Origin of the sequence: Leptolyngbya sp. FACHB-671 (assembly GCF_014695745.1) — a bacterium.
Classification (GTDB): Bacteria; Cyanobacteriota; Cyanobacteriia; order Elainellales; family Elainellaceae; genus JAAUTN01.
The window spans coordinates 143,863-159,239 of sequence record NZ_JACJOV010000063.1; the positions used below are offsets into that span (position 1 = coordinate 143,863).

A 15,377-nucleotide genomic window follows, 5' to 3' on the forward strand; every position below is an offset into this window, starting at 1 on the left:
TATGGTGTGAGGGACAACTATTCCTATGAGCTAAAACTTGCATAAACTGCAACAGTAATAACTACTTTTTCAGCGCTACTAATTCCAGAATAGAAACATGGCAATTTTGTTTCAGCTAAAGCGGGGTAGGTACTACTAGTTCTGATTGGCTTAATTTTGAGGCGCTAGTTTCTGAAGCAAGATGGAGCCCCAGCCTTGTTGGTAAAGACTGATGAATTAGGTTCCACCAACACTTCTCCAATATTTCTAGATGAAACAGTAGGCAAATCGCCAACCTCAAAAAGTCCAGGAGCGCCCAAGCTATTGTTATCTAAGCGGATGCCAGTTGCACTGGTATTGTTGTTGAAGACAACACATACGTCCGTAGTACTTGAGCTAGCAGTAACTTCCACTTCTGGATTGCCGTCAGTTATGTTGTCTGACACACTATTTTCTTGAATATCAGTAATTAATGTTGCAGAGTCATTAGCGGTTAGGATAATTCCTTGATCTCCGTTACCCAATATGACGTTGTTGCTGATCCCCAAAGAACTATTGGCAGCATCAGTAACGTATTCCTGAAAGCTGAGATTGTTGGCTACTCCACGAATTCCAGCGCCTCCGTTACCCTGAATCACGTTGGCATCAATTGCTAGTTCTTGAGCAGCAACTTCGTTACTTTCAATGGAAATACCGTCTCCACCATTGTTGATGATTTGATTTCTACGAATAAATACTTCTTGAGCTGCTGTAGAAAATCCATTAGGTGTACCCGACTGTGTGCGAATCCCATCTCCTCCACTACCTCTGACAGTGCTATTTTCCAGAATGAGCTCTTGAGAGCCTATGTTAGTTGCCTGAATCAGCAGTCCCTCTGCACCGCTGTTCAAGATATTGCCATCTCTAAATAAAATTTGCTGATTCCCCGAATTGCTAGCTGTCGCAAGCAGTGCTTGTTCTCCGCTATTACGCAAATTCGTGTCCGTAATGTTAACGATTTGCTGTGGATCGAATCCTTGAGTTAAATTTCCCAGGGCTGAAATTTCAATAGCAACTCGATTATCTACAATTTGATGGCTTTGGATGGTGGCTTCCACATCACCATCAGTTGAGTTCCGAATCAGAATTCCTTGTCCTGAACCAGCGCCTCCCCGTGATCCGGTAATGCTGTTATTAAACAAGACAACACTTCCTGTCACCTCATTTAGGAAAATGCCTCGCTCTCCTGCGTTCGTTATTGCATTGTCCCGAATTTCAATATTCTCGGCTTGGTTGCTGATAACAGCATTGCCTCTGGCGTTCGCAATTCTAAAACCTGATAGTACGGTGCGATCGCTCATCGCAACTAAATCGGTCGCTCCAGCATCTTGAATTCGTGGAAAGTTACCATCTCCTGAAAATGGCAGACGCACTAAAATGCCATCCTCATAATTCACGACGGGAGAAAAAGGCAACCGGGCAGGAGCTTCTGGGAAACCCGGAAAGGGTAGGCCAGCCAATAACTGAACTGGACCTTGAGAAAGTACCCGAACCCGATCTGGAATCGTAAACGCCGGAATATCTGGATTGTTCCCTCCCTCGATGTATACAATGTTGTTTCCATCCGAGAGAGTATCCTCTAATGCTTCCTCAACCGTGCCAAATGGATTCTCAAAAGTCCCATCTCCTTGAGCTTGCCGCCCTAATGTCACATGCACAAATCGATAGGGTTGTTCCTCTTCAGGATTCATCAATGGCTCGGTGAACTCATCAACGATTGTTTCTGATTCTTGTTGAGCATCAATGGGAATGGTAGGAAGGCGAACGATCGTTTCACCCAGCCGTGCTGGGACATCTTCCACTTCAGTGATTGGACCCCTGGGGCGAACCCTGGGCCAGGTCAAGCCGGTAGAGAGAACAATATTGGTACCAAAAATATCATCATTCTGCAGTGCAAGACCCAGCGTGAGATTTTGAGTGGGTCTTGCTTCCAAGCGCAAACGCCATCCTAATGTGCTGTCTGTACCTATAACGTCATAGAAATATACTCCCCCAAAGGCGCGCAGGTCACCGTTGCCCTCGTCCCACTCTGCCAATTTCACCCCTGCCTCAGCATCCAGCCCAAACAGTGCTGCTTCATACAGACGGTTAATTTGTTGTTCACGGCGGCTTGATAATACGAGAAGATTTTCCTCAAACCCGCTTGAAATATCAAATCCTGTGTCGAAGCGCCGTTCATCCGCCAACTGACGAGAGTTTCCCAGCGGAAGATAACCGTTGATATGAAAATCCCAAGTTTCACCTAAACTCTCTAACCCTAATCCCAGTTGATGAAAGGTGTTGTTATGAGTTTCACGACTATCGAATGCTACATAGCCACCAAAGATGCGATCGCGGGATTGTGAGTAAAACCGATGCCCTAGCAATAAACTACCGCCGATATTGCCGTCATTATCCAGCAGAAGCTGAGGAACAAAAAAGGTGATATTTTGCCCCGGATCTTGTCTGAGCGGAATGAATCCCTCAAATTGAGTCACTCCGTCAAAACCTCCACCCGATGTCGAATGTTCAACCCCTAATCGAGATGGGATAATCAAATCCACAGCAGAGCCTGTTTCACTCAGAGGGGCACTTTCGGGTTCAGAGATATCTGTTTCTGGAGTCTGGGCGATCGCTGGAAATGAAACAGCAACGGAGGCTAGAAGTCCTGTGAGAAACAGATAGTCTGTGAGTGTCATGACTGTGTATTTGCAGTAGATGGAGTTCGCTTAGGAGGTAGGGGATGAGTAATAACGAATATCACTCATTTCCTGAGTGTTCCCAGCGCAATTAGACCTATACCAGAACGAATGCAGTTCGACGAACATGGATAAATTTGTCACTTGCGCTATAAACTCGCCTTAAACCTAGACAGAAAGGGAAGGAGGACTTTAGTTCTCCCTTCCTTTCTATCTAATTTGTATGGTCTACACTTGTATGGTGCTACACATACTTGGAACTCGTTCTTGTATGAAGTTTTCGCGATACAGGAACTTTCACATAAACGCCTTGCCAAGGCGTGTAGCGCTAGAAAACGGTTTAGAAGATGAAATGTCTTTGAGAGAGTGTACTTGCGTTGACATCCTCAAGCACTGCAACAGTTTTAAGGCTGCCGTTGATGTTGGCTTTCAGTAAAGTATCGTCACCTTTCTGAGTAAACCGAAGATCACGCATGGATTGAATGCCTTGGATTGGTCGGAAGTTAATCCGATCTTTGACAATTTCAAAATCGGTGATGACATCACCAAAATCACCGACGGAGGTATAGATAAACTGATCACGACCTTGGCCACCTGTCAGGGTATCTTTACCCACTCCACCTGTCAGCAGATCATCACCACGACCACCTCTCAAGGTATCATTACCAAGTCCACCATGGAGGCGATCGCGCCCATCTCCACCATCTAAGGTATCTTGACCCGCTTCTCCATAGATGCGATCGTTGCCGAGCCCACCGTTGAGGATATCATTCTCTGTTCCACCGAGCATCAAGTCCTGACCGCTACCACCATTGAGAATATCCTTTCCTGTACCTGCTCTCATATCATCATTGCCACTACCGCCATTGAGGATGTCATTGCCATCATCTCCACGCATGACATCCCTGCTACTACCACCATTAATAATGTCGTTACCACCAAGTCCTCGAAGAATGTCAATATCGCTAAAGCCGTTGAGAATGTCGTCTCCATTAGTCCCAATAACGATATCTGGACCAGATGAACCGTTGTTGGGAATAGGTCCTGGAGGTGGGGAAACTTGAATGCTGATGGTTGCAGTTTCGTTTACTCCTCCCGAGCTCACAGTGTAGGTAAAACGATCCGTGCCTACGAAACTTGCATTGGGAGTGTAGGTGACAGTGCCATCTGGGTTAATGCTAACAGTTCCATTTCTTCCTTGGGTGATGCTTTGGATTAGTGCATTACTGTTTTCGAAACTATCGTTTCCTGAAGCATTGATAACGACAGGCTTTCCTTTTTGAGTAACTCCACTATCGCCAACTGCGTCAGCAACGGGCTTGACCAGGATAGTGGCGATCGCCGTTGCTGCATCTCCATCCGCATCTGTTACCTGGTATGTGAAAGCATCAGTGCCATTGAAGTCAGGGTTCGGTGTGTAGATGAAAGTGCCGTCAGAATTAAAACTGAGAGTTCCGTTGCTAGGTGCACTCGTTACGGTATAGGTAGCTGGTTCATCTCCCATATCTACATCGGCGACACTGTCACTCACTAAAACATCTTCACTGGTTATGAATGCATCATTAGCGGGATCAGGAACTGCATCCACTGCAATATTAACGGTGGCAGTTTCAGTGACACCGCCGGAGGTAACGGTGTAGGTAAAGCTATCGCTGCCGTTAAAATTCGGCTTAGGGGCGTAGGTAACAGTACCATCAGGGTTGATGACCACGTTACCATTACTACCGTTGGTGACGCTTGTGACTGTGGCTCCTGACGCAAAACTGTCGTTAGTAAGGACAGGGATAACAACTGGAGTATCCTCGTCGGTGCTGCTGTTGTCGCTGATGATATCTGCAACAGGATTGACTATGACATTAACAGTTGCAGTTTCAGTGTCACCTGTCACGGTTGTGGCGGTGTAGGTAAAGCTGTCATTGCCGCTGAAGTCAGGTTTAGGCGTATAGGTGACAGTGCCATCAGAGTTAATTACAACTGTGCCGTTGCTGCCGTTGGTGGCTGCGGTTACCGTTGCCCCTGATGCAAAGGTATCATTGCCCAGTACGGGAATGGTGATTGGAGTATCTTCGTTAGTGCTGCTGCTGTCGTTGATGCTGTCTACAGCAGGATTGACTGTGACATTGACAGTTGCAGTTTCAGTGTTACCTGCTACGGTTGTGACGGTGTAAGTGAAGCTATCGTTGCCATTGAAGTCAAGTTTAGGCGTATAGGTGACAGTACCATCAGGATTGATGACCACACTGCCGTTGCTACCGTTGGTGACGCTCGTGACCGTGGCTCCTGATGCAAAGCTATCGTTGTCCAGTACGGGAATGATGACTGGAGTATCTTCGTTGGTGCTGCTGCTGTCGCTGATGATATCTACAATAGGATTGACTGTGACATTGACAGTTGCAGTTTCAGTGTTACCTGCTACGGTTGTGACGGTGTAAGTGAAGCTATCGTTGCCGTTGAAGTCAGGTTTAGGAGTATAGGTGACAGTGCCATCCGGGTTGATGACCACACTGCCGTTGCTGCTGTTGGTGACACTTGTGACTGTTGCTCCTGATGCAAAGCTGTCGTTATCAAGAACAGGAATTGTGACCGGAGTGTCTTCGTTAGTAATGCTGCTGTCGTTGAAGATATCTACAGCAGGATTGACTGTGACGTTAACAGTTGCAGTTTCAGCCACGCCACCCGAGGAAACGGTGTAGGTGAAGCTATCGTTGCCGTTGAAGTCAGGTTTAGGCGTATAGGTGACAGTACCATCAGAGTTAATTACAACCGTGCCGTTGCTGCCGTTGGTGACACTTGTGACTGTTGCTCCTGATGTAAAGCTATCGTTGCCTAGCAACGAAATCTTAACCGGAGTATCCTCGTCGGTGCTGCTGCTGTCGTTGAGGATATCTCCAGCAGGATTGACTGTGACATTGACAGTTGCAGTTTCAGTCACGCCACCCGAGGAAACGGTGTAGGTGAAGCTATCGTTGCCGTTGAAGTCAAGTTTAGGAGTGTAAGTGACAGTACCATCAGGGTTGATGACTACACTGCCGTTGCTGCCGTTGGTGACTGCAGTTACCGTTGCTCCTGATGCAAAGCTGTCATTGCCTAGTACCGGAATGGTGACTGGAGTGTCTTCGTCAGTAGTGCTGCTGTCGTTGAGGATATCTGTGGCAGGATTGACCGTGACGTTAACAGTTGCAGTTTCTGTCACACCATCCGAGGAAACGGTGTAGGTGAAGCTATCGTTGCCGTTGAAGTCAGGTTTAGGAGTGTAGGTGACAGCGCCATTCGGGTTGATGACTACACTGCCGTTGCTGCCGTTAGTGACTGCGGTTACTGTTGCTCCTGATGCAAAGCTGTCGTTATCAAGAACAGGAATTGTGACCGAAGTATCTTCGTTAGTAGCGCTGCTGTTGTTGAGGACATCTGCAACAGGACTCACTGTGACGTTAACAGTTGCAGTTTCAGTGTTACCTGCTACGGTCGTGACGGTGTAAGTAAAGCTATCCTTGCCGTTGAAGTCGGGTCTAGGAGTGTAAGTGACAGTGCCATCGGGATTGATGACCACACTGCCGTTGCTGCCGTTAGTGACTGCGGTTACGGTTGCTCCTGATGCAAAGCTGTTGTTATCAAGAACAGAAATTGTGACTGGAGTGTCTTCGTCAGTAGTGCTGCTGTCATTGAGGATGTCTGCAACAGGATTGACTATGACATTAACAGTTGCAGTTTCAGTCACACCACCCGAGGAAACGGTGTAGGTAAAGTTATCGTTGCCATTGAAGTCAGGTTTAGGAGTATAGGTGACAGTACCATCAGGGTTAATGACCACACTACCATTACTGCCGTTGGTGGCACTTGTGACTGCGGCTCCTGATGCCAAGCTGTCATTGCCCAGTACCGGAATCTTAACTGGAGTATCTTCGTTAGTAGTGCTGCTGTCATTGAGGATGTCTGTGACAGGATTAACCGTGATAGTGGCGATCGCTGTTCCGACATCCCCATTCGCATCCGTTACCTGATAAGTGAAGGCATCTGTACCGTTGAAATCCGGATTCGGCGTGTAGGTAAAGCTGCCATCTAGATTGAAGTTAAGAGCCCCGTGATTAGGTGCGCCTGTTATCACATAGGTGGCTGGTCCATCACCTGCATCAGCATCAGCGACACTACCACTCAAAAGAGTATCTTCACTGGTGCTAAACGTATCGTTAACGGGGTCAGGAACCGCATCCACGGTAACATTGACAGTTGTAGTTTCGGTCATACCTCCGGAGATAACGGTGTATGTGAAGCTGTCAGCCCCAAAGAAATTGGGCTTAGGCGTATAGGTGACAGTGCCATTAGAGTTAATTACTACATTGCCATTGCTACCGTTGGTGGCACTTGTAACGGTTGCTCCTGATGCAAAGGTGTCATTGTCCAGCACGGAAATTGTGACTGGAGTATCCTCGTTGGTAGTGCTGTTGTCATTGGTAATGTCTGCTACTGGATTAACCGTGATGGTGGCGATCGCCGTTCCGATATCTCCATTTGCATCCGTTACCCGATAAGTAAAGCTATCGGAACCGTTGTAATCGGGGCTAGGTGTGTACGTGAAACTGCCGTTCGGGTTAAAGTTGAGGACACCGTGGCTAGGAGCGCTGCTTACTGCATAGGTAGCTGGGCCATCCCCGATATCTGCATCAGCAACGCTAGCGCTTAGTAGTGTATCTTCATTGGTACTGAACGTGTCGTTGACTGAATCAGGCAAAGCATTGATGGTAATTGTGCTAGTGACAGGTGTACTAGTTGCAGCGCCAGCACCATCGGAATTAGCATCTGTAACTTGCCAACTGACAGTACGAGTGTTTGTTGTTTGAGTCGGAGTTTCACTGGTGTTGAGATAGGTCACTGAACGCATAACCTGCTGGTAACGCGCCAATGTATCTGTACCAGAGAGCGTTAAGACACCTGTGTTGCTGTTGTAACTTGCTGTGATGTTAGTGCCACCAGTAACGGCAGCCAACACATCTCCTGTAGTGAAGCCATTGCTGATGGTGACGGTTGCTGACCTGATTTGGGTGTCATCTACGTCAGCCACGGTCACAGTATTGTCAACTACTCGGGCTGTTTGGTTTTCGGTGTAAGCTAGCGTTGCCCCAGCACTAATTACTGGAGCATCACTAAGGGGAGTGATGTTGACTATCACTGTTCCGGTGGCAGTCAATGCTCCACCACTGCCTTGGGCACCTGTGTTGTCGTCATTGAGGGTATAGGCGATCGCCACCGAAGAGGATGGACCTTCACTTATATTGCGGTAGGTAACTTGCTGAAGGGCGCTATTGACTAGGACAGTAGTCGCATTGGCATTAAAAGTTAGAACAAGAGTGCCACCGCTGTTTGCCGTAACTGTACCAATGGTGACTCCGTTTACCACGAAGCTAGACCCTTGAGCCAACGTGCCGAGCGTACCACTATTACCAAATGCATCCTGACTGTTGACCCCGCCTTGACGATGCAAGGTTAGGCTAGCACCGTTCCAATTATCTAGTCCTCCAAGTTCTATATCATTAGCGATCGCATCTGCATCTAAAATCACCGCCGTGCCGTTTTCGGTGAACGAAACAGAACCACCGAGATTATTAAACGTGGGTGCATCATTAACCGGGTTGATGATGCTGGTTAATGGCACAGTGCTGGCGCTATAGCGGGTTGTACCTCCAATTGCGCCACCTCCGCTTAGGTTAACGATCGTTCCAGTTGTCACAGTTCCAGTGGAACTGTCAATTAAATGCACGTTGAGTGCAGGAACTGCACCATTATAGTTAGCCGCCGGAACGAATCGAAGTTTATCTGAAGCTGATACTATCAAAGCATTTGTTGCACTGGGATTACCTACAGCCTGCCAAGTTGTGCCATTAAAGTATTGCCAAATACCTTCAGTTGTTGCTGTGTTACCGACGATCGCTATCCCTACCAGAGTATTGGCAGTAGAGCCGTTCGTAGCTTGGTCGGTACTGTCACTAAATTTGGTAGTAAACAGGTTGGTGATAGTATCTCCGGCTGGAGATGCCGCATCTTCATTAACAGCCGCTAAGGTAGACGACCCAGTGGCGATCGGAGCATCATTCACTGCTGTGACACTGGTGGTCAAGCTGATTGCATTATTGCTGTTGCTATAGGGAGTTGTACCGCCACCAGATCCAACATTGACTATATTCCCTGATGCAACAGATCCTTGAGAATCATCAATTAAGCGAACAGATAGATTTCCAACGGCTCCGTTGTAGTTTGCCTTAGGAAGGAATCGCAAATAGGAGTTTGCCGCTACCACAAGAGCCTCAGTTGTAGATACTCCAGTGCCAACGTTGTTCCAAGTGGTGCCATCTGTTGACCATTGCCATCTACCTTGAGTGCCTGATGTAGCCAAATTATTAGTGATTGCAATTCCAGCAAAGTTGTTTGCGGAAGATCCCCCTGTGACCTGATCAACGTTGTCAACAAACTTGCTGCCAAATAGGGATGAGACTAAAGTACCAGTCAGTGCTGCATCTTCAGGGACAGTACCAAAGGGAACGGAACCGCCGATGGTTCGAGTGGGAGCATCGTTGATTGGATTAATTGTGATGTTGACCGTTTCGCTGTCAGCTTTCGCTCCTCCTGCACCAGTATTGCCCAGGTCATTCACCAGGATACTCAATGCATCAGAACCATTGACATTAACAGTGCTTTGATAGGTCAGTGTAGATAAAGCCGTGTTGAGTGCAGCTTTGGTGCCGGTCACGGTCACGCTCGCACTGCCGTTGGTGCCATTAGTGAAGGTTAGTCCCGTAATTGTGCCGAATGCCAGAGTTCCCTTACCGACTGTCAGAGTCATACTTAGGGTTTTGCCAAAATCATCCGGGTCACTCAAGGAAATGAGATTTGTCCCTGTAAAGCTAAATGATTGCTCTTCGGTAGCGGTTATGGTATTCGGGTTGGTGATGACAGGTGGGTCATTAAAATCGCTAACCTGAATCGTGATGTTCTTGGTGTCGGTTAATGCACCGGGTCCACCGTTCGCCGTATCATTGACGACAACTGCCAGAGTGACCGTTGCCTCTGAGTTATAGTTGGTAGGAGCGTAGCCCAATCCATTTAACGTTGCATTTACCTGAGCTTTTGTTCCTGTGATAGTGACACTGGCTGTGCCATCTCCACTCACGGTTGCCCCGGAACCAGTAGCAGCTGTGAGGATGCCATAGGCTGAACTGGTTGTGCTGTCGATCGCATTTAGAGTAACTGTGAAGTTATCTAAACCGTAAGGTGGCAGATCAGCAATGTCATCAATGGTGATAGCGTTGCCGTTGGCAGTACTAAAGATTTTTGGGCTGGTATCAGAAATTGTCTGGACTGCGGTAGGTGCTGCCAGAGTAGGCTGATCATTGACTGGGGCAAGAGTTATGTTGACCGTTTGAGTCGTTGATTTTGGATCGGTTGCGCCACCATTTAGTCCCGTGTTGCCCTGGTCGTTGGCAACGATTGTTAGCGTATCGCTACCGTTAACATTGCTATTTCCCTTATACGATAAACCTATCAGTGCCGAGTTGATTGCGCTTAAGCTTCCAGTTAAGGTAATCGTGCTACTGTTGTTTGCGCCAGATGTAATCAAACTGGAATTTGTAAGGGTAAGAGTACCCTTCGTCACGTTCAACGTGACCGTGTTGACTGTGGAAGTAAAGGCATCTACATCGGCGATCGCAATAACATTTCCACCCGTAAAGCCAAACGCTACATCTTCAGTTGCTATAACGCTTGCAGGAGAGGCAATAGTTGGAGCATCGTTATCATTACTGGTAAAGAGAGCAATGGTCTTTGTGACGGTCGTGCTATATCCAGATGGAGATGGAGATGGATTAGGCCCGCCATTATTTAAGTCATCAACAGTCACCACCAGTGATAATACTCGGTCTTCATCCGTTGGCACCTGTACTTGTAAGCCGTCTAGAGCTGCCTGAATACTTGCCTTTGTTCCTTCAAATGTTACAGTGCCACCTAAAGTACCATTGCTGCCCGTAACCGTTAAGCCAGAGATGGAACCCAAGGTCAAAGTGCTGGCAGTGTAAGTTGTTCCACCCGCTTGCAAGTCAACAGTGACCTTTAGAACATCGGTTTCGCCAGGACTGAGCGTATCCAAATCTACGTCGATGGCGGTAATACGATTGCCATTAGCATTGCTAAACGTCAGTGGGGTATCGGTATTGAAAATCTGAGCAGTGGGGACAGCCAGTTGAGGTGCATCGTTGGTTGGCGTAATAGCGATCGTGTAGTTGCCAGGAACTGCTGCACCACCACCATCACTCACCGTAAATTTAAATGCATCAGTGTAGTTTTCTGACCCATTGTGAGTATAGGTGATACGGTTATTGTCTAAATCAGCTTGGGTAAAGACACTCCCTACTGATAGCGCTTGTCCGTTGCGGAACAAAGTACCATTATCAGTCGCGTCAGTGATGCGATACTGCCGCTGAACTGTGGTATTGTCAGGGTCAGTGTAAAGCAGGTGAGGCTCATTATCTGCCACCCTATTTGAGCCTTTAATTATACCGCTTCCCGCTTCTGCAACTGTTAATGAAGTGGAGGAGGCGAAGGCAGGATTATCATTAAGGGAGGCAATGGTGAGATTGACTGTTTGAATTGTGCTGAGTTTGTTGGGTGTGCCTGTGTTGTCGTCTGCTTGGACAGCGAAACTATCTGTAAAATTCTCAGTTCCATTATGGATGTAGAGCAGCTTTCCACCGTCTAGCTGCGCTTTGGTGATGATTGTGCCGGATGTGACTGTCACGAAACCGCTGCCCTGATCAACTTGCAGCGACCCATACGTCGGCAGCGTGACAACTCGAAACGTGAGCGAGTTTGGTGTAGCAAAGTCTATTCCTGATTTTTCACCTGTACCATCAACATCACTGAGTGAAAGATAGGAATTATTGATGACTAGCGTGCCTGCTTCAACTAGAAAAGGCGAACCACTGGTCGCAACCGTAGGCGCATCGTTTACTGGGGTGATATCAATCGTGAAGGTTTGCTCAAAGGTGACATTAGTACCATCGCTAACGGTGAAGCGGAAGTTATCATCAAAGTCTTCGTTGCCTGCATGATTAAAGGTAACTCGATTCTTGTTGATATCATCCTGGGTGAATGAGCCATATAAACCAAGTGACGTGCCATTGAGTTGAATTGAACCGCTGCTGGGTAAACCGGTGATACGGTAAACAATTGCACTGGGGATGTTATCTGTATCTGTTGCGCGTAAAAGGGCACTCGTGATAAGTGTCGAGGTACCTTCACTTAAACTAGCAAGACCCTTATTTAGCTCAATCACTGGAGGGGTATTACCCACAACAGTTGGGTTTTGAGTGCCACCAGTACCACCGCTTCCAGTAGCTGGAACATCAATATTAATGTTGAAGGTGAGGGTTTGTAGAGCAGAACCATCTGATTTCCAAATGCCGCCTTCTCGTGTCGAGGGATACTCACGAATTTCCCCATCGCGAACCTGAAAGCTAAAGCTATCGGCAAAACCCTCATTACCTGAAGACGATTTGTGGAATGCGTAGCGAACTCGACTGTTGTTCAAATCATCCTGCGTAAAACTGGCACCAACACCAATTCTTACCCAACTGGTGCCGTTAAACCGTTCTAGTCCCCCGATCGCCGCGTCAGGTGCGGCAGTGAGAGTGTAGGTGAGTTGGGTAGTTGGTGAGTCCGGATCGGTGACACTTAGATCAGCAGGAGTAATAACTTTAATCAAACCTTCTGAAAGTGTGTTCAGACGTAGTCCCGTGTTTCTAACAAGAACGGGGTCATCGTTGTTGGGCTGAATATTGAGGCTAACGGTGGATGTGGTAGAACCTGGAGTGCCAGTGCCACCGCCGTCGTCTATCACTCGGATAGTAAAGCCATCGGGAGGAGGGTTACCAAAGTTATCGTCGTTGCTATCGTGGCTGTAAGTGAGATTTGCTAGATCCGCAGAACTTAGCGTTTGCCCAGCAATGACGGGATTGCTCCCCAGTTTCAAAACGCCATCAACAGGCAGAGTGAGAATTTCAACTGTATAGTTGCTAGCCGTCTGGTCTGAGTCGCTAATGGAAATTGCGATCGGGTGATTAGTTTCTCCTTCAAATAGGGTATTTGTACCGCTGACTGTGGGCAGTTGGTTAACTGGAGTAATCGTGACAGGAATGGTCGTTACACCAATAGTTCCGCCTGCACCATCGTCAACCGTTATTGTAAAAACGTCACTCGTTCCACCTGGTACTGTTGTCTGGATACTACTATGCACGTATCGTAACTGAGCGACCTGATCATAGGAAAAGGTAGAACCAACTACGAGAAAGTTACCGTTGAATGTTAAATAGCCTTTGCTAGGCAAGCTATCGAGTTTGACAATAATTTGTACATTTTCATTGTCAACGTCGGCAATACCAAAGTTGCTAGCGTTGAAGGAATTATTACCTCCCTCTGCAACACTGATGCCGGATGGAGCAATGGTTGGGGTGTCGTTAACTGGAGTGACAGCGATCGCCACGTTACGTAGGACCGATTGAGTTCCGTCGTTGACTATAATGGCTAATGTTTCATTACCGCTGTAGTTTAGCCCCGGCTTGTATGACATCCCAGCTAATGCTGCATTAACAGCAGACAGCGTACCTGAGAAGCTAATGCTGCCTGTGCTGTTACCTGTAATTCCCCTTAGTTCACTGGTTGAAGCGAGGTTCAAGAGACCTTGGGCAACAGAGAGGGTGATGGTCTGGATGTCTGCTGCATCCGCATCACTAACCGAAATTCCTGTAATGGATAGAGTTTTATCTTCATCAACAGCGCGAGTGATTGTGATACTGTCACTAATCACAGGTGCTGCTAACACTCCTTCATAGGTAGCCAACGTGGAGGGGGCGATCGGGAGGGTTGCTTGAACTTGTCCTAGTTTGTGGTCAAGCTGCCAAGTGCCACCCAGCGAAGCATGACCAACGGGAGACGTAGAAGCTGCAATCTGCGCGCCAGTGAACTGGTGCAACTTCTCAATGAACTCAGCCCCAGCATTTCCAACCGCAACGTTACAACCATATAGCAGGAGTGAGGGAGGGGAAGGGAGAAGAGGGAAGGAGGTAAACCAGGTCTTTAGATCCCAAGCATAGCGATCGAGAGTATCCAGGGTGAGTTGTGTCTGCCCAAGATAAAGGCAACCTGGAGAACCGTGGGAGACGATGTGGACGTTGCTGCACCCAGGATTCTTTGCAAACAAATCAGTGATTTGTCGAACCCCATCTTCTTCAGAATTTAGGACAAAGACCTGTGTTGATGGTTCAATACCAAAGAGAAGATCTTGGTAGTTTTTAACCGTAGCATCGATGAAGAGGATGGATGAGTTGAGCATTGTAGCTTCCTGAAGGTTACTCTGGATGGCTGATTAGGTTAACTGAAACTCGGTCTCTTTTCAGCAGCGGATACATTACTTTGTGAGGCAAGTAGAGTACTCTGCTTGTCCCATAAGACTTATTGAAATAAATGTTGAAAAAGATGTTGAAGCTTGTTTCTGAGGTAATTGCTGTTTAGATATCTGAAGTAGTTTGAATAGATTTAGATGCTCAAATATCTTTTTAGGCAAGCAATGAAGTTGGAAAATCTTTTATTGCCATAGGCTTAAGCCTTTTACTTAATTTTTGGTTATTTACGATTATTGTTCCCTAGCAAGTCAGTTTTTCATCAAGTGAAATGACTGATGAAAGGAAGCATTTAGCATAGTTGCTTACGTAAATATGCTGATCCAAGAGAGAAAAGGTTACGCTAAGCTCGTTGTTTTTTGCAGTAACTTCTCGTTAAAGAAAAACTTGACTATAAAAGTTAATCGAATGAGAAATTCAACAAGAGTTGAAAACATTTTGAAACCGTTTTGTTTCCTGGGTAAGGGTTAGTATCAATCACACTAACCTTCAACAGCAGCGCTGGTAGATCAAGAACTAGTTGCTTGACTGGTTTATTTCTAAAAATTCATCTAATTACAATAGGAAACTCGCAATATCAGCCACGTGGCTGAGTTGGAGTCTGAAGAATTGCATCTCAAAAAATCAGAATCTCAAGACCAAGCTGAAAGAACTAGGTTGAAATGCTGTAGGCAATTAGCTTTATGAAGCTAATGGTTTGAGTTCTACTTCTCTAAGTATTTTTCGAGGAAGTTTTTGATATAATTCTAGTTCTTTGTCTCAACAAGCTCTTGAAATTTTATTTCACTTGATATGTCGTGGAGGAAATACTTTGTGCGTACGTTCTACACAAGATTAAGAATTACCACCTCATCTATTCCGGCTTTTTCCAACTGACGTTAGTATGTTCTAATTCGGTTGACTCAAATCCCTTTGGGCTTTTGGTCGTACTAGTGTCTGACAGCAGTATTTTGTCTGCTTTTTTTGAATGACTGCGCTGGCAGTTGTGTTTACACTACTCATTTTGTGGCTGTTCAAGCTTTGGATTAATCCCTATTTCCTGCTAACTAGCGATCGCAAGTTATCTTTGCTCAGTTATCCTTGGAAAGTTAAGTAAACCCTCTTTCCTACTTGGCGTTGCTGCAAGGGTAATGCTTGGTTTGGCATGATAGAAGAATGAAATGTCCTCAATGTAATTCAACTCAAGTCGCTAAGAACGGGCATCGTCGAGGGAGACAATGCTACAAGTGTAAGCAGTGCA

At 46.7% G+C, this 15,377-nt stretch carries 3 protein-coding genes; 1 reads left to right on the plus strand and 2 read right to left on the minus strand.

Going from position 1 to position 15,377, the window contains the following annotated elements; translation table 11 throughout:
* Positions 1-164: 164 nt before the first annotated feature.
* Together H6F93_RS07895 and H6F93_RS07900 are read right to left on the minus strand one after the other, a co-directional pair.
* Positions 165-2,696, minus strand: coding sequence for a right-handed parallel beta-helix repeat-containing protein (locus H6F93_RS07895; protein ID WP_190679986.1), 2,532 nt, complete (start codon positions 2,694-2,696; stop codon positions 165-167).
* A 340-nt stretch (positions 2,697-3,036) separates the two neighbouring features.
* Positions 3,037-14,070: a tandem-95 repeat protein gene (locus H6F93_RS07900; RefSeq protein ID WP_190679987.1), complete on the minus strand. Its 11,034-nt coding sequence runs from the start codon at positions 14,068-14,070 to the stop codon at positions 3,037-3,039.
* A 1,222-nt stretch (positions 14,071-15,292) separates the two neighbouring features.
* On the opposite strand from H6F93_RS07900, the gene H6F93_RS35700 reads away from it, so the two are divergent.
* On the plus strand, positions 15,293-15,377 hold an 85-nt coding region (locus tag H6F93_RS35700; RefSeq protein WP_524537882.1), incomplete at its 3' end, for a transposase-like zinc-binding domain-containing protein.

Coding starts and splice junctions, on each gene's coding strand:
- H6F93_RS07895 (WP_190679986.1), bottom strand. CDS start 2,696: ATGACACTCACAGACTATCTGTTTCTCACAGGACTTCTAGCCTCCGTT.
- H6F93_RS07900 (WP_190679987.1), bottom strand. CDS start 14,070: ATGCTCAACTCATCCATCCTCTTCATCGATGCTACGGTTAAAAACTAC.